The sequence below is a fragment of the Novosphingobium sp. ES2-1 genome (assembly GCF_015169775.1).
Lineage (GTDB): Bacteria > Pseudomonadota > Alphaproteobacteria > Sphingomonadales > Sphingomonadaceae > Novosphingobium > Novosphingobium subterraneum.
Genome location: NZ_CP063445.1, coordinates 1,034,951 through 1,051,069 on the forward strand (window position 1 = coordinate 1,034,951; position 16,119 = coordinate 1,051,069).

The 16,119-nt window shown below is 61.6% G+C and carries 13 protein-coding genes; 7 read left to right on the forward strand and 6 right to left on the reverse strand.

All coding sequences use genetic code 11. The features are described 5' to 3' along the window. Window positions 1-7: 7 nt before the first annotated feature. Together IM701_RS05055 and IM701_RS05060 are read right to left on the reverse strand one after the other, a co-directional pair. The gene (locus tag IM701_RS05055) at window positions 8-745 is read right to left on the reverse strand and encodes an SDR family NAD(P)-dependent oxidoreductase (RefSeq protein WP_193827979.1); all 738 of its coding nucleotides are present in this window, start codon (window positions 743-745) and stop codon (window positions 8-10) included. Between the two features lie 119 nt (window positions 746-864). Then, on the reverse strand, window positions 865-3,288 hold the full coding sequence (locus IM701_RS05060) for a TonB-dependent receptor (RefSeq protein ID WP_230487805.1): 2,424 nt from the start codon (window positions 3,286-3,288) through the stop codon (window positions 865-867). A gap of 149 nt (window positions 3,289-3,437) precedes the next feature. Between IM701_RS05060 and IM701_RS05065 the strand changes: the two genes are divergently transcribed. Continuing rightward, window positions 3,438-4,487 carry an AraC family transcriptional regulator ligand-binding domain-containing protein gene (locus tag IM701_RS05065; RefSeq protein ID WP_052242470.1) on the forward strand — a complete coding sequence of 350 codons (1,050 nt, stop codon included), beginning with the start codon at window positions 3,438-3,440 and terminating at the stop codon, window positions 4,485-4,487. Here the strand turns inward: IM701_RS05065 and IM701_RS05070 are convergent. After that, window positions 4,469-5,458, reverse strand: coding sequence for a LysR family transcriptional regulator (locus tag IM701_RS05070; protein ID WP_193827980.1), 990 nt, complete (start codon window positions 5,456-5,458; stop codon window positions 4,469-4,471). The two genes, IM701_RS05065 and IM701_RS05070, sit on opposite strands and share 19 nt — an antisense overlap. A 79-nt stretch (window positions 5,459-5,537) precedes the next feature. Between IM701_RS05070 and IM701_RS05075 the strand changes: the two genes are divergently transcribed. The 6 genes from IM701_RS05075 to IM701_RS05100 all read left to right on the forward strand — a co-directional run bounded on the left by IM701_RS05075 (window position 5,538) and on the right by IM701_RS05100 (window position 12,180). Next, complete coding sequence (locus tag IM701_RS05075; RefSeq protein ID WP_193827981.1) at window positions 5,538-7,085, forward strand: acetyl-CoA acetyltransferase; 1,548 nt, start codon at window positions 5,538-5,540, stop codon at window positions 7,083-7,085. Then, complete coding sequence (locus tag IM701_RS05080; protein ID WP_230487806.1) at window positions 7,072-8,289, forward strand: CaiB/BaiF CoA-transferase family protein; 1,218 nt, start codon at window positions 7,072-7,074, stop codon at window positions 8,287-8,289. Before IM701_RS05075 ends, IM701_RS05080 begins: the two co-directional genes overlap by 14 nt. A gap of 141 nt (window positions 8,290-8,430) precedes the next feature. Next, the gene (locus IM701_RS05085) at window positions 8,431-10,380 is read left to right on the forward strand and encodes a TadE/TadG family type IV pilus assembly protein (RefSeq protein ID WP_193827982.1); all 1,950 of its coding nucleotides are present in this window, start codon (window positions 8,431-8,433) and stop codon (window positions 10,378-10,380) included. Then, entirely contained in the window at window positions 10,377-10,961 is a 585-nt protein-coding gene (locus IM701_RS05090) for a TadE/TadG family type IV pilus assembly protein (protein ID WP_193827983.1), read from the forward strand. Before IM701_RS05085 ends, IM701_RS05090 begins: the two co-directional genes overlap by 4 nt. Continuing rightward, complete coding sequence (locus tag IM701_RS05095) at window positions 10,955-11,623, forward strand: TadE/TadG family type IV pilus assembly protein (RefSeq protein WP_193827984.1); 669 nt, start codon at window positions 10,955-10,957, stop codon at window positions 11,621-11,623. Before IM701_RS05090 ends, IM701_RS05095 begins: the two co-directional genes overlap by 7 nt. A gap of 125 nt (window positions 11,624-11,748) precedes the next feature. Further along, window positions 11,749-12,180: a CHRD domain-containing protein gene (locus IM701_RS05100; RefSeq protein WP_193827985.1), complete on the forward strand. Its 432-nt coding sequence runs from the start codon at window positions 11,749-11,751 to the stop codon at window positions 12,178-12,180. 41 nt (window positions 12,181-12,221) lie between these two features. Here the strand turns inward: IM701_RS05100 and IM701_RS05105 are convergent, their stop codons facing one another. The 3 genes from IM701_RS05105 to IM701_RS05115 all read right to left on the reverse strand — a co-directional run bounded on the left by IM701_RS05105 (window position 12,222) and on the right by IM701_RS05115 (window position 16,116). Next, a complete protein-coding gene (locus IM701_RS05105) occupies window positions 12,222-12,827 on the reverse strand; it encodes a hypothetical protein (RefSeq protein WP_156451982.1) in 606 nt (201 codons plus the stop codon). 1,030 nt (window positions 12,828-13,857) lie between these two features. After that, a complete protein-coding gene (locus IM701_RS05110) occupies window positions 13,858-15,072 on the reverse strand; it encodes an argininosuccinate synthase (RefSeq protein ID WP_193827986.1) in 1,215 nt (404 codons plus the stop codon). Between the two features lie 90 nt (window positions 15,073-15,162). Continuing rightward, window positions 15,163-16,116 carry an MBL fold metallo-hydrolase gene (locus IM701_RS05115; RefSeq protein ID WP_193827987.1) on the reverse strand — a complete coding sequence of 318 codons (954 nt, stop codon included), beginning with the start codon at window positions 16,114-16,116 and terminating at the stop codon, window positions 15,163-15,165. Between the last annotated feature and the right edge of the window lie 3 nt (window positions 16,117-16,119).

Consider the following 16,119-nt stretch of genomic DNA (forward strand, 5'->3'; position numbering starts at 1 on the left):
CAATCTTTCAGAGCGAGAGGCCGCCGTCGACCACGAGGGTGTGGCCGGTGACGTAAGAGGCAAGCGGGGAGGCGAGGAAGATTGCGGCACCTGCCATGTCGGCAGGAGTGCCCATCCGGCGCTGCGGAATGCTGGCAAGGGCCCCTTCGAGGCGCTGCGGGTGGGCGGTGGTGACCTTGGTCAGCTTTGTATCGACCAGACCGGGGGCGAGGCCATTGACGCGGATGCCCTCGGCAGCGAGCGCCTGCCCCAGTGTCTTGGTCAGGCTGATCGCGCCGGCCTTGGACGCGGCATAGGCCGGGTTGCCGATATTGGCCTTGAGACCCGAGATCGAGCTGACGACGATGATCGAGCCGTTGCTTTCGCCAAGCCGCGCGCGGAACTTCATCGAACAGTGCATTACGCTGTCGAGATTGACGGCCATGACCTTGTCCCAGCCCTCCCGCGCAAACTCGCCGCGCTTGTAGACCACCGTGCCCTGGCAGAGGACGAGTACGTCGAGGCTGGAGTAAGGAAAAGGGGCCGCCGCGATGGCATCGGGATTGCCGACATCGACGCAGGTGTAACCGAGACCGGAGAGATCAGACCCATCGGCAGGATCATAGTCTTCTGCGCCATGCCGGGTTCCCCAGACGTGGACTGCGGCGCCGCGTGCACGAAAGGCTTGTGCGATGCCGTTGCCAATGCCGCTGGAGCCGCCAACGACAAGGACATGCCTGCCGGTGAAGTCTGTATCGTCGATCATCGCTCTCCCTTTCGGCCGCTGCAGGCGACTCTGTGCAATCAGCTTAACGGTCCGGTGGCCACGCAAAAGACCCTCGCTGTCTTCCGAAAGCGAGGGTCTTTGCATCCATTCCTGCAACGTCAGAACGAGGCGCGGACGCGGATGCCGTAGGTGCGAGGCGCTCCGGGATAGGCGTTCTGATCGCCGGTCTGGAGCGGGGTGGGGAATGACTGGGTGAACCAGGTCTTGTCGAACAGGTTCTGCACCCAGCCTTCGATCAGCAGGCCGGTCTTCGGCAGCTTGAACCCGAGGTTGGCGTTGACCAGGGTGACCGGTCCCTGTTCAGCCGTAGTCGCGGTGCTGATCAGCTGGCGGCTCTGATACTGTGCCTGCACGCGAGCCAGCACACTGAGGTTGTCGTTGATCGGCTGATCGAGGTTCAGCGTGGCGTTGCCAGAGAACTTCGGGCTGAAGCGGAAACGCGAGTCCGACAGGACCGGGTCGATGTTGCTATCCTTCCCGTACTGGGCATGCGGGATCCACGTACCATCGAGGCCGAGCGTCAGGCTGTTGGTGATCTGGAACAGGTTCTCGATCTCGAGACCGTAGTCCTTCGCCGACTTGGCATTGAGCACTGTGAAGCGCAGCCCGATGAACTGCGCAATCTGGAGGTCGGACAGGTCATAGTAGAAGAACGCGATGTTGGTGCGGGCCCGTCCATCGAGGTACTGGAACTTGCCGCCAACTTCGAAGGCGTTGACCTTCTCCGGCTTGTAGCGCGGGTTCAGCGGTGCCTGTGCTGGCGCATTGCCGAAGAAGCCGATGCGGATTGCGGCAGGCAGGGCATTGTAGACAGCGGCGTTGTTGATCAGCGTGCCTGCCGCATTGACGTCCATGTTGACGCCGCCCGCCTTGAAGCCGCGGTTGTACGTCGCATAGAGCATGATGTCGTCAGTCGGACGGTACTGGACGCCGAGGGTGCCCGAGAGCGCCTTGTTGGTCGTCGTGGCGTCGTATGCCGGCGATGGGGCGATACCGAGCAGGGTGAATACATCCGTCGGGATCGGGCGATAGAAGGCGTTGTTGAAGAAGCCGCGCTTCTTCTCGATCGAGTAGCGCACGCCGGCAATGACGTTGAACTTGTCATTCACCGCGAAATCGAGGTGGACGAAGCCTGCGTAGGACTTGGCCGTGCCGCCCATGCGCTCGGTGGTCCATGTACCGGGGGCAGCGTATGCAGTGCCCGGGGCGACGCCGAGGCTAGCGAAGATCGCATCCCAGTAGAACTGCGCCTGGTTGGCCCATGGCAGGCTGCGACCCATCTTGAGCTTCTCGTCCGAGAAGAACAGTCCGAAGACTGCCTCGGCGTTGAGCGCCGGAATCTTCGTGTTGTAGGTCAGTTCCTGCGAGATGAAGCGGCTGGAGAAGCTTTCATTGTAGCGGAAGATGTCGGCGCCCGAGAAATCGGGGTCGAGATCGCGCTGGTCGACGGTGAACTGGCGCACTGCCGTGACCGACTTCAGCGTGCCTTCGCCGACCTGTGCGTCGATCAGCATGGTTCCGCCGTAATCCTCGATCTCCTGCTGGCCATTGCCATTCAGGGTCTGCTCGAACTTCGAGGGATCGCGGGCAGGAAGCTTGCGACCGGTCGGCGTCATCGACGAGGCCGGGATCAGGCCGGCAAGCACGCCAAGGAACTGCTGGCTGCTGGCTGGCTGGTAGAGCGTCAGCAGATCGATGATCGGCTGGGTGGGACCGTCGATGAAGGCCGAGGTGGCGTAGCAGCAGTTGCCCTGGCTGTGCGAGTAGTCGCCAATCAGGCGGACGGTGAGGTTCTCGCTCGGCTCGAACAGCAGCTGCGCCTTGACCGCTCGGGTCTTGTTGTCGTTGAGGCTCTGGCCGGTGGTGCTGTCGGTGAAGAAGCCATCGGCCGACGAGGCGAGCCCGGCGATGCGGAATGCAACCTTGTCCGAGAGTGGAGCATTGACGGCGCCGCGGGCAATCAGGGTGTCGTAATTTCCGTAGGTCACTTCAACGGCGCCATTGACGTCGTTGAGCGAGGGTGATGCCGAGGCGAGCAACAGGGCGCCGGCGGTGGTGTTCTTGCCGAACAGGGTCCCCTGCGGGCCGCGCAGCACCTGAAGGTTGTCGATGTCGAGGAAGTTCTGCAGCGCCGCTGCCGCGCGGGTGCGATAGACCCCATCGATGAAGACGCCGACCGAGCCTTCGAACGAGCGGCTGTTTCCGGTCGTGCCCAGACCACGGATGATGAGGTTCGCGCTCGAGGTTGCGATGTTGGTGACGCGGAAGCTGATCGAGGGGCTGATGGCCTGGATGTTCGCGACGTTCTCGACGCGCGCCTGGGCGAGTGTTTCGGCGTTGGCCGCAGTTATCGCGATCGGCACGTCCTGAAGATTCTCGGTCCTGCGCTGTGCCGTTACGATGATCTCGGCAAGGCCGGGGGCAGATTGCTCTTCGGCCTGCTGGGCGTGCGCCAGGTTCGGCACCGTGACCGAAGCGGCGATTGCGGCCAGTGCTGCGTTACGAAAGTACAATGCTTTCAAGGCTGCCTCCCTTGCGCCGCCTTGTGGCGGCTGTAATTGGTGTTCCAGACGCTGTCCCGGACTGGACAGAAGCTGACTGCAGCGGCATTGTGCGTTTAATCGTTTAATTGATCTTGACGGATCGCGGCACAGTATTGTCAGATTGCATCATGATGGAATCGGAAAGCGGTCTCGCTCATGCCAGCGCCATGCGCCAGTTCGCCCACTTCGCGGAAGTGTCTGGGCTTGATCTGAGGAGCCTTTGCCCTCCCGACGTCTTTGCCCACGTGGAACAGGCGAACGAGGCGGAATGGCTGCCGGCAAGTGCGCACGTAGACGTTCTGCAGGCTGCCGCGATCGCATCCGGCCGCGATGATCTTGGCGTGGCCTTCTCCATGTGGTGCAATGTGCGCGGCTTCGGCCCGATCAGCCTGCTTTGGGATCATTGCACCACGCTTGACGAGGCGACACGGATAACGCGACGCTACATGCACCTCGAAAGTGCGGCGATGCGTTCGAGCACGGATATTACCGGGCATGAGGCGGCCTTGCGCCATGTTCTCATGGTGCCTGCGCGGTTTGGCGGCTCGCAATTCCTGCAGGCCACGCTGACACTCCAGTTACGCATCACGCGGATGCTCCTTGGTGAGGAATGGACGCCGATCAGGCTGGAGCTGGATCATCCCGCGCCGCAGAGTTGGCGGTATCATCAGGCGGTGTTTCGTTGTCCGATCGAGTTCGGGTCGGATCGCTGTGCGCTGGTCTTCCGCAAGTCGGATCTGCATCGGCCTTCGCAGCGGGCCAATCCCAACATGGTTCGCTACCTTGAAAAGCAGTTGGCCCAGGCCGATAGCCAATGGCCGGGCGATCTCATGCAGCAGGTGCGCTACTTCATCGCCACCAACCTGACGGAGCGGCGGGCAAACCTGCCGCATGTTGCCGGGCTTGCCGGCCTTTCTCCGCAGAGCCTCCAGCGCCGCCTTGCCGAAAGGGGCACGAGCTTCGCAGTGATTCTCGAACAAGTGCGAAAGCATACTGCCGACGAATACTTCCGCACCGCGCGACGACCCAACCTGACCGAACTTTCGCATCGCCTGGGCTATACCGACGCCAGCGCGGCAAGCCGCTTCCTGCGTCAGCATATGTCCACCGGCGCGCGAGCCCTTATGGCGCAAACGCGCCCGCGCAAGGCACCTGATGGTCAGTCGGCAAATGCCTGAGGCACAAGGGATTCTGCAATTTTCCAGAGCTGCATCTCGCTTGCCGCGCGCATTTGACGGTTGCTTCGCAGCACCGCCAGTTCGGTGAGGATGGAAAGGCCCGCGACGGGGCGATAAACGACGTTTCCGTGATCCTTCGGGCGAAATTGCGCGATGGAGATCGCCGGAATGCGATATTCGCGGCAATATCGTTCCAGCGCAAAGGCGTGTGCTTCGGGCGGGAGGAAGCCCGTTGCCCCGGCAGCCGCAAGCCACGTCGATATCGGTTGATACAGGCTCTTGCCGTGCAGCGGGGCGAGCATCGCGATGACCGATCCGGACAAAGCTGCCTGCGGCACGACGTCGAACCGGGCGAGAGGGTGCTCTTGCGGAATGGCCAGGCCGATCGGTTCGCGGCTGAGAGTCAGGCGAGGCAAACCATCCGGAATTTCAAGTTCGCCGCATTGCTGGCGGGCCATGTCGGCCAAATACTTGTCGTGAGGCACGACGGCGGCAACCACCATGGCGAGATCGACGGTGCCCTTGATCAGCCCCTCGCAAAGCGAATAGGCAAAATCGTTGTCCACCCGCAGCGATATGTTCGGAAGCTCGCGCGCGATCGCCGATAGCAGCGCTCCGTGCTGAGGCAGTTCGAACGTATAGATTGGCGCGCCGAGGACGATCCGGCGATCAGGGCGATCCCGCCAAGCGGCAAGTTGGGCGGCGAAGGCATCGGCTTGGGCGACGAAGGTACCGGCCTGGTCGAGCAGTGCCGTGCCAACGGGCGATAGCTGGACCGCGCGCGTAGTCCGGTCGAACAGGCGCTGGCCGATCTGTTCCTCGAGCTTGCGGATCTGTGCCGAAAGGCTGGGCTGCGTCAGGTTCATGCGCTTCGCCGCACGGCCGAAGCTCAATTCCTGCGCAAGAGCCAGGAAGCACCGGATAGCTTTCAGATCGACATCGGGCTGCATGAACTCGATATATTCGAACACCCTATAAATCGAAAGATTAAATCGATTGGACGGTGCGGTCCGGCGCTTTTAGCTAGGCGGGAAAAAGCGAAAGGATGCCATGCCCCTGTCGGAGAATACCCCGGTCATTGTCGGTGTCGGCCAGTTCGTCGAACGGGTCGACAATCCTGGATATGTCGGCCTGTCGTTTGCCGATCTGGCCGCTGCGGCCGCCCGGGAGGCTCTTGCCGACACGCAGGCAGGTGCGGCAGTTGCAGCGCAGGTGCAGGCCCTCGGTTCGATCAGGACGTTCGAGGAATCCGGAGCGATGCAAGTCCCGTTCGGGCGAGCGGACAAGCTGCCACTGGCAGTTGCGCGAAGGCTGGGCATCAAGCCGGAAGTCGCCATCCTCGAGAAGGTGGGAGGACAGTCTCCGCTGGCCTTGCTGGCCGATCTTGGGAACCGCATCGCGACAGGTGCCGTGTCGGCAGCCTTGATGTTCGGCAGCGAGGCGATCTCGACCGTGCGCCATCTCGTGGCCAAGGGCGAGACGCGGGATTGGGCCGAGAGCGATGATCCCGATGCCACCGGCGTCGAGTGGATCGACAAGGGCAGGGGCTTTGAGGGCACCCTTTCGGCAGCCAGCATTGCCCATGGCATTCGCGCGCCGGTAACGGCTTACGCATTGTGCGAGAATGCCCGGAGAGCCCGTCTTGGCCTATCGCGCAAGGCCTATGCCGACGAGATGGGGAAACTGTTCGCGCCGTTGACGAAAGTTGCGGCAGGAAACCGTTACAGCGCAGCCGCGGTCAAGCCGATGAGCGCGCAGGAAATCGCCACTCCCGGCGAGCGCAATCGGATGATCTGCGATCCCTATCCGCTTAAGCTCGTCTCCCGCGACCAGGTCAATCAGGCGGCAGCGCTCGTGCTGATGTCAATCAAGGCCGCCCGCGCGGCGGGGGTGCCTGAGACCAGGTGGATATATCTTCACGGGGCTGCCCTGGCCAACGAGCGGGAACTGCTGGAGCGGCCGGATATCGGGGCCTATCCCGCTGCAAATGCCGCCATTGCCGCCGCCTTGTCGCAGGCGAACGTGACAGCTGATGCAATCGCCGCTTTCGATTTTTATTCCTGCTTCCCCGTCCCGGTGTTCAATGCCGCGATCGACGGCCTTGGCCTTGCTGCAGATGACCCGCGTAGTTTGACGGTTACTGGCGGTCTTCCCTACTTCGGCGGAGCCGGCAACAACTACTCCACGCATGCGTTGGCAAGCATGGTCGAAATCTTGCGAGGCAAGCCTGGAGCCAAGGGCCTGGTAGGCATGAACGGCGGCTTCCAGTCCAAGTACGGCGCAGCGGTGCTGTCCACCGGCCCGCGTGAATGGCCGGGGTGCCTGAGTGCGGAACTGCAAGCTGAACTCGATGCAGTCCCCAAGGCCGCCATGGCGCTTGCGCCGCAAGGGAACGGCCGCATCGGCACATATACGGTGACCTTCGCCAAAGGCGTGCCGGAGCAGGCCATCGTGATCGGTGAACTCGACACTGGCGGACGCTTCGTTGCCACCACACGCGATGCCACCACCGTTGCAGCGATGCTGGAGCGCGATCCGCTTGGCAGACCCGTGGTCATTACGACGGGTGAAAAGGCAAACAGCTTTGCGTTCGACTGAAGGGACAGGGCAGGTGGCGGAAAATCCGGTTCTCCTCGAGGGCATCCGCGTTGTCGACCTGACAACCGTGGTCTTCGGCCCATACGCCACGCAGATCATGGCGGATCTGGGTGCGGACGTGATCAAGGTCGAAGCGCCAGGCATTGGCGATGCGTTTCGCTGGTCGGCAAGAGCGGCTGTCACGCCGGGCATGGCACCGGCGTGGATGGCGCTCAACCGTGGCAAGAAGTCCGTTGCGCTCGACCTGAAGGACCAGGGCGACCGGGCCGTGATGCTCGACCTGCTGCGCGATGCAGACGTGTTCGTGGTGAACGTGCGAGGCAAGGCGCTCGCGCGGATCGGGCTGGATTACGAGGCGCTCAAGGCCATCAATCCCGGTTTGATCTATGTCCACTGCGTCGGCTTTGGCCAGGATGGTCCTTATGCAGACCTGCAGGCCTACGATGACGTGATCCAGGCGGCCACCGGCACCGCCACGCTGTTGCCTCGCGTCGACGGCAACCCGCGCCCGCGCTATCTTCCGTCGCTGATCGCTGACAAGGTGGCAGGACTGCATGCCGCCTATGCCGCAATGGCTGCCATCGTGCACAAGCAGCGGACGGGCGAAGGACAACGGGTTGAAGTGCCGATGTTCGAGGTGTTTTCAAGCTTCATGCTGCTTGAACACCTTGGTGGCCTGACATTCGATCCGCCCAATGGACCCGCAGGATACCCACGGCAGGTCGATCCCGATCGCCAGCCTTTCCCGACAGCCGATGGCTGGATCAGCATCGTTGCCTATACCGACGATGCGTGGATACGCATCTTCACGCTGCTGGGGCAGCCGGACTTCCTCGATCAGGAGCATCTCTCGACGCCGCAGCTTCGGCTCAAGGCGCAGCCGGAATTGTACCAGGCGATAGCGCGTTTCACGCCGGCCTTGCCGACTGCGGAGATACTGGCGCGGTGTCATGCTGCCCAGATCCCTGCGCAAGCCGTACGCGATCTGGCAGACGTGATGACTGATCCCCATCTTCAGGAGACAGGCTTCTTCCGCCGACGCGAGCACCCGGTTGAGGGCGCCTATTTCGAGCAGGCCCCGCCTGTACGCTTCGAGGTTTCCGAAAATGGTAAATCTGTCTCTTTCCCTCCCTTGGCTGGCGCCGATAGTGAAGAGATCAGAGCTTACGGATGGCAGGCCTTTTCAGGCACAAAAGATGGTTAAGATATCTGTTTGTTTCTATTGATAAAACTACGGATTAAATCCGACTAAAGCTCCTATGAATTCCCGATAAAGGTAAGGTTCTGGAAACCGTCGAGCGCCGTTTTAGCCAATGTCAGAAATGGCAGGGGCAAGCGGGACGGCATGGCAAGGTTCATCGAAAGGCTTTTTGCGAGCAATGTCGGCAGCGTGCTGCCGATCGCCGCTGCCAGCGTGCCGGTCATCGTCGCGTTGATCGGCGGCGGGCTTGATATCAACCGCGTCTACAAGGCGCGCAACCGGTTGCAGTCGGCCAGTGATGCCGGCACGCTTGCTGGCCGCCGCGCCGTTACGACCAATGGCTATGACGCTGCCGCCCGGAACCAGGCGAATGCCTACTTCAATACCAACTTCGTGGAAGGTGAGCTTGGCGCGACCGGGACGACGTTTACCACGGCGTCGACCAATGGCGGCAATCTGATCTCGGGAACGGCTGCGACGACGGTCCAGACGGCAGTAATGAATCTGCTCGGCGTGGACACGATCCCTGTCAGCGTGGCCTGCAGCGCCACGATGGGTGTGGGCAACAGCGACATTACCATGGTGCTCGATACCACCGGCTCCATGGGCAACACGCTTTCCGGCACCAGCCAGACCCGCATTCAGGCGCTGCGCGTGGCAATGAAGAACTTCTACGATACGGTTGCCACGGCCACGCAAGGCTCCAACGCGCGAATTCGCTATTCGTTTGTTCCCTACAGCTCGTCGGTAAACGTCGGGCGCCTGATCTACAATCTCAACCCGGCATATCTGGCCGACACGTGGCCGATCCAGACGCGCGAGCCGGTATTCAACACGATTACCGAGCAGGTCTTCACCGGCTGGTCTGCAGCGGTCAATACCAGCGAGCAGACCTACTCCACCGAGACGATCGGCAGCACATCGCAGCACAGTTCGACCAATTACAATTCGCAGGCCACCTGCAACAACGCGCGCCCTGCCGATGTTGCCTGGGCCAACAACGGCAGCGCGACAAGTTCGTCCAGCACGACGACGAATGGGGCGGGGCAGCAGGTCGTCACCACCACAACCACCCAACCTCAGCGCAAGACCACATATGTCTGCCAGCTACAGAGCAGCAACCGCTGGCGCGTGTTCTACTATTATACAACACGCAACTTCATCACGCGCAATTATGCCACTTCGGATCCGATCTACGAGACGCGCACCCGGCAGGAATTCTCGAACTGGGCTTACCGGCAAGTCAGCAACGTCGATACCAGCGTTTACAAGACATTCACGGCGGTAAGCAAACCCAACGGCAGCAACGGGACAGCAGCCAGCTACACCTGGGGAGGCTGCATCGAGGAGCGCGAAAGCGATGCCACGAGCAGCATCAGCTACTCCAGCGTCACGGGCATGTCGCCTTCGACGGCGCTGGACCTTGACGTCGATCTAGTTCCGGATGGCAATCCTGAAACCAAGTGGGGTCCGATGTGGCCTGAACTGGCCTACTATCGAACGACGACGGTATGGGGCACAACATATCTCACCGATGCCGTGCAGACCTCGCAAGGGAGCAAGGCCTCGTCCTATTGCCCCCATCAGGCGCAACTGCTGTCCACCATGAACCAGTCGGCGTTCTACAGCTATGCCGATGCCCTTGCTGCTGCCGGTTCGACCTACCACGATCTGGGCATGCTGTGGGGGCTGCGGTTGAGTTCGCCGCAGGGACCATGGGCCGACACCGTGAACATCGCGCCGACCAACGGTGGCAAGGTTTCGCGCCACATCATCTTCATGACCGACGGGCAGATGGAGCCAAGCACCACGATCCAGTCGAGCTATGGCATAGAATGGCATGATCGCCGGATAACCGACGATGGCTCGAGCAACCAGGCTGCGCGCCACACGCTGCGCTTCCGCGCCCTATGCGACAACGCCAAGGACAAGGGGTTCCGCGTGTGGGTGATCGCCTTTGCTTCGAGCCTCACTTCCGATCTGACCTATTGCGCATCGAGCAACAGCTCGTTTCTGGCCACCAACGCTACACAGCTGAACAGTGCCTTCCAGGAAATCGCGAAGAACGTGGGCGAATTGCGGGTGTACCAATGAAGAACCTTCGTACCCTGCGCGGCGAGGACGCCGGCGTTACCACCATCGAATTTGCAATCGTGGTCCCGGCGTTCCTGCTGGCGCTGGTGGGCTGCCTTGACCTGGGCCAGATGGTTTACGCCAAAGGCGTTCTCGACGGCGCGGTCGAGAAGGCAGCACGTGATTCCACGTTGGAGACTGGCGACACTTCCGTCGCCGACGCCAAGGTCGTCAGCGCCATGCGCCCGATCGTGCCCGGTGCGCAGGTGACTTCCACCCGCAAGAGCTATTATGACTTTGCTCGCACCAACAAGGGAGAGCCGCTAGACGACAAGAACGGCGATGGGGCGTGCTCACCGGGCGAGGGGTATACGGACGAGAACGGCAACGGATCGTGGGACGAAGACCTGGGGCGGTCCGGCAATGGCGGCGCTAACGATGTGATCGTCTACACGGTGCGGGTGCAATACGATCCCGTTTTTGCCGTTCCTCTCCTGCCGCTTGACTGGAGCCGCCGCGAGATTTCCGCAACGGCAGTGAAACGCAACCAGCCTTTCGCTCTGCAGGACGGCAGTTACGGATCTACACCGCGCGTATGCTGAAGACATTTGCCGCCAGATTTGGCCATTGCGCCAAGGGCCTCGCCCGGGATCGCTCAGGCGTTTCGGTTGTCGAATTTGCGATCATCACGCCGTTCATCCTGTCGATTGCGCTCTACGGGCTTGAAGTGGCCTACATGAACTCTGTCGACATGAAGATCAGCGAGATAGCGCTCTCGCTTGCGGACAACGCTTCGCGCATCGGGCAGACTGACAACAGCGTGGTCACGCCGACAGTGAGCGAGGCCGACATCAACGAGGTCATGCGTGGCGCGCAGGAGCAGGCGGCAGGGCTTGAATTCGCAACCCGAGGCAGGATCATTCTCTCGAGCCTTGAACGCGACGCAGCGACGGGCAAGCAGTACATTCGCTGGCAGCGCTGCTACGGACAGCTCTCGCGGCAATCCGCTTATGGCAATGACAGCACGCGAAACGGGCTGAACGGTACGGCGCTGGCCGGAATGGGAAGTGGACCGACCAAGATCACCGCGTCGGCCAACAGCGCGGTGATGTTTGTCGAAGTCTACTATCAGCACCAGGGGCTTATGGGTGATCTGTTTGTCGACAATCCCGTTATGCGCAAGGAGGGGGCATTTCTCATCCGCGACAACCGCAACCTCGCGCCGGGGGTTACCGGCACAGGCGGAGCGTATCCTTGTGGCTGACCGGAGCGTGGACTGACGGCTTGCGCGCAATGAATTTCCGCAAGCGGTGGGAGGGTGTAGTCTCCTGAAGGTGCCCTGAAGCCATGCTGAGTCGATGGCGAGCGGGCTGAACAGGAGAGACCTCGATGAAGCATGCGGATATTGCAGCGATTGCCGGAATGGCTGCTCTTGTCACTGGCGCGACCGGACCAGCCATGGCCAAGCCAGTAACGCTTGTCGCCACGCTCGGCGGCGCAGCCGAGACGGCGGGCGGCGACCCTGATGGCATTGGCGGCTTCAAGGCCGATGGCGACGACGAGACCGGTGATTTCTGCTTCACCCTGTGGGTCGAGAAAACCGAAAAACCGACCATGGCCCACGTCCATGAAGGCAACGCCGGAAGCGACGGCAAGCCGGTTGCCACGATCGAGGTCACCGGCAAAGACAGCGACAATTGCATCGCGATGGAACCCGAACTGCTGAAGAAGATCATCGCCGCGCCGGGCGCCTATTACGTCAACGTCCATACGGCGGATTTCCCGAAGGGCGCGGTGCGGGGGCAGCTTGAGGTGAAGTGATCCAGACGCTTAAGCGGCGGGATTAGCGTGGATTCTCGCCGTCACGCCGGCCGTTCCGCAAGAAACGCTGATAATTGCGCGAAACCGTCTGGAACGTCCCGCCAAAACGCCGAAAGGTTTTGAGGATGTCGCTGAAGAAGGTCGTCTAATAACGGTGCGGTGGTAGGTTCGGTCAATCGATTGAGCCACTGGGCAATCGGTAGTCGTGCGTACGCTAAGCCGCACAACAGGCTCTCGGTTCGGTTGCCGATCCAACCATCTCTTACATGAAGAAGATCTTGTTCGCTTGCGACCGCAAACCACGCATCGATAAAGCGTCGAACCGCATCTCTCTCATCCTCCAGCCAATTGTCCCACTGCGCGCGAGCGAGCTTGCTGAGCACGATTTCCGTGTCCGGAATTTCAGAAGAGCTAAGCGCCGCCAACTCGAATATGCGAGGCATCAGGTAACGAAAATCTCGGTCGCCTCCCAATGTCAGATAAGCGCCTGAGATGTATCGCCATAGTTGATCCCCGCGTAGTTCCCGCAGCGGCGTGGCGAGTAGCACATCGACACTGCGAGTGTTGATACAACAAGGACAGCCTTCAATGGCCGAAGGAGTCTCGGCAGAGAACACCCGATACAAATCTTCGATCGTCGTCGCCAATCTTGCGTGGCTAGCAGTCGGAAGCGGTGGACTCATTTCCAAACTTTATGGTTCAGGATAGATGTCCGCAATGGCATCGTATCCAGCACTGCAGCATTTTTCACGAAATGCTGAAGTGCGACAGCCAACCATCCGCAGAAGTCCGCTCATGCTGAGCTTGTCGAAGCATCCAGCGCGAGGCGTCATTCGACAGGCTCAGGACGAGCGGACGTTGTGAGCGTTTCCCAAACAGCAAATGGGGGCCAGCATTGCTGCCGGCCCCCACTCTACGTCCGCTCTGGCTTGTTTTGTCGCGTCTTGCTTCCGCCGTTCCGCGCTGGCTCGTCATTGCTGACGTCCATGCGCCTCGTGGCTTTGCTCGTCGGAGCGCGCTTTGCGCGTGGTGGGCGTGTGGTTGGATGCCGTCCGGGGCGCGTAGCCCCTGGGCTGCTGCCGATCCGTGCTTTCGCACAAGGTCGCGCCGCTATCTGTCCTTCCGCCTATCCGCGCCGGTCGAGTGCCAGGCACTCCTCCGTCGCTCCGGTTTACCGCGACTGTTCCGGGTGCTCTTTCAAGCGGTCCGGAAAAAGCCGTCCGTGGGCGTTTCCCCTTTGTCTGGTAGCTCGCTCCCGACCTGGCTTTCACCTGGCCGGACGAACGCCGCCGTTCGCCGGGGTGAAATGCTGCTCGCCATCCTTGTCTTCGCCGCATCGCGCTAGATGGAGACCGAAGCCTGCCCGCGCGCTGTACCGTGGAAAACGATGCCGTTCCGCATTCCGTTTCCGATCACGAAGGCCGCAGTTTCGCGCATCCGCAGATCAGCCCGAAGGTGCCTGCCGGTTGGTTACGCTGCAAACTATCCGTGTTCGTATCGTTGCGCACTTAGTCCTGAAAATTCAGAGGTTTGGGCCCTGAACTTTGGGGTTGGTGCGCTCTCGACAATCAAAAGCTGCGCCTGTTGCCCGAGTCGCGCAAGCAAAAAGTGCGGGAGTTATCCACAACCCCCGCACCTTTCGGTGGATAGTTATTGTGCAGCGCCGAAGCGCAGCAATTACCGTCCCTGCTGCGCCAAGAGACGCAGGCGAAGGGCGTTCAGCTTGATGAAGCCGGCCGCATCCTTCTGATCATAGGCACCGGCATCGTCCTCGAACGTCACGTGGCGTTCGGAATAGAGGCTGTCGGGCGACTTGCGGCCGACGACCGAGGCGCTGCCCTTGTAGAGCTTGAGGCGGACGGTGCCGTTCACGCGGGCCTGCGAATGGTCAATCGCGGCTTGCAGCATCTCGCGCTCCGGCGAGAACCAGAAGCCGTTGTAGATGAGCTCTGCGTACTTGGGCATGAGCTCGTCCTTGAGGTGCGCGGCACCGCGATCGAGCGTGATGCTTTCGATCCCGCGATGGGCGCGGGCATAGATCTCGCCGCCCGGCGTTTCATACATGCCGCGGCTCTTCATGCCGACGAAGCGGTTCTCGACAAGGTCCAGCCGGCCGATGCCATGCTTGCGGCCAAGGTCGTTGAGCGCGGCAAGCAGCGTGGCGGGAGACATCGCCTGACCATTGAGGGCAACGCCATCGCCCTTCTCGAAGTCGATGGTGATGTACTCGGGCGCGTCCGGCGCGTCCTCGGGATTGACCGTGCGCGAGTAGACGTAGTCCGGGGTCTCTTCCCACGGATCTTCCAGCACCTTGCCCTCGGAGGAGGTGTGGAGGAGGTTGGCGTCGGTCGAGAACGGGCTCTCGCCGCGCTTGTCCTTGGGCACCGGGATCTGGTGCGCCTCGGCCCAGGCGATCAGCGCGGTGCGGCTGGTGAGGTCCCATTCGCGCCACGGTGCGATGACCTTGATGCCGGGTTCAAGCGCATAGGCCGAGAGTTCGAAGCGGACCTGGTCATTGCCCTTGCCGGTCGCGCCATGGGCGACGGCATCAGCGCCGGTCTCGCGCGCGATCTCGATCAGGCGCTTGGAAATCAGCGGGCGGGCGATCGAGGTTCCGAGCAGATAGTCGCCCTCGTAACGGGCATTGGCGCGCATCATCGGGAAGACGAAATCGCGCACGAATTCCTCGCGCAGATCGTCGATGTAGATGTGATGGTCGGGCACGCCCATCAGCTTGGCCTTGGCGCGCGCAGGCTCCAGCTCCTCGCCCTGGCCGAGGTCGGCGGTGAAGGTCACCACTTCGCAGTTGTAGGTGACCTGCAGCCACTTGAGGATGACGGAGGTGTCGAGGCCACCGGAATAGGCGAGGACGACCTTCTTGATATCGGACATGAGCGCTACGACTCCCGTGAAATACGCGCCGCGCGCCTAACAGGGAGGGGGCGGGGGTGCAAGGTTTGCCGGGATGTGGCTGCCTGACGATCAGGGCGCAAAGGCGGGCAGGGGCCTGTCCTTGTAGTAGCTTGCCAGTTTCTGCAGGTTCTCGTGGTGCGCCTCGCGATAGGCCCACCACAGGCTGACAGTGCCTGCCTTCAGTTCGGCCGGGATGAACCGCTCGATCGGCTGGTTGGCAAAATCCTTGTCGTGCGCGTGTTCGGCCATGCTCCGAATGTAGTTGCGGGTCATGTCGATCAGGTCGGTGTGATAGCCGCCTTTGGCGATGATCGCCGGATCGCCATGGTTGGGCAGGATGCCCACCGGCGCCCATTCTTTCATCGCGCCGAGGTTGCGGTACTGTTCCGCAAGGCTTTCCGGTTCGGCAATGAAGGTCAGGGTATCTTCAAGCGTGTCCCCCGCCAACAGGAGCCTGTCCTGCGGGAGCCACGCGACGAGGCCGTCGGATGAGTGGATGTTCACCGGGCGCAGTTCAACCGTATAGCGCCCGACACTGACCATTGTCGGTTCAGTGATGCCAACTTCGGGCACCTTCAACGGCGATATGGCTGGCGGGCCTTGCAAGGTGCCATCCTCGATCTGCGCCTTGTGCCGGATCAGCTGTGCCCGGGCCTTCTCCGTCGCGATCACCGTGCTGTCCGCATAAAGCGCATTGCCGCCGACGTGATCGAGATGCCAGTGGCTGTTGACGACGATGAAGTGCTTCACGCCGCGCTTTTCAAGCCAGGCGCGCACCTGCTGCGCCTCCTCGATGCTCGGGTAGGTGTCGTAGACCAGCGCCTCGGCGCCGTCGAACACGGCAAAGGTAGCGACGCCGACAAAGTTCGCGCCATGGTCCGCCCAGGTCGCCTTCGACAGATCGACGCCTTTCTCTTCCGGACGACCGTCATAGAAGGCGATGAGGTGATCGTTGATTGGCAGGACGCGGACTTCGCCCGCTTGAACAGTCGTCACGGTCGCGAGCAAGAGCCCGATTGCCACAAG

Coding starts and splice junctions, on each gene's coding strand:
- IM701_RS05055 (WP_193827979.1), bottom strand. CDS start 745: ATGATCGACGATACAGACTTCACCGGCAGGCATGTCCTTGTCGTTGGC.
- IM701_RS05065 (WP_052242470.1), top strand. CDS start 3,438: ATGATGGAATCGGAAAGCGGTCTCGCTCATGCCAGCGCCATGCGCCAG.
- IM701_RS05075 (WP_193827981.1), top strand. CDS start 5,538: ATGCCCCTGTCGGAGAATACCCCGGTCATTGTCGGTGTCGGCCAGTTC.
- IM701_RS05085 (WP_193827982.1), top strand. CDS start 8,431: ATGGCAAGGTTCATCGAAAGGCTTTTTGCGAGCAATGTCGGCAGCGTG.
- IM701_RS05090 (WP_193827983.1), top strand. CDS start 10,377: ATGAAGAACCTTCGTACCCTGCGCGGCGAGGACGCCGGCGTTACCACC.
- IM701_RS05095 (WP_193827984.1), top strand. CDS start 10,955: ATGCTGAAGACATTTGCCGCCAGATTTGGCCATTGCGCCAAGGGCCTC.
- IM701_RS05100 (WP_193827985.1), top strand. CDS start 11,749: ATGAAGCATGCGGATATTGCAGCGATTGCCGGAATGGCTGCTCTTGTC.
- IM701_RS05110 (WP_193827986.1), bottom strand. CDS start 15,072: ATGTCCGATATCAAGAAGGTCGTCCTCGCCTATTCCGGTGGCCTCGAC.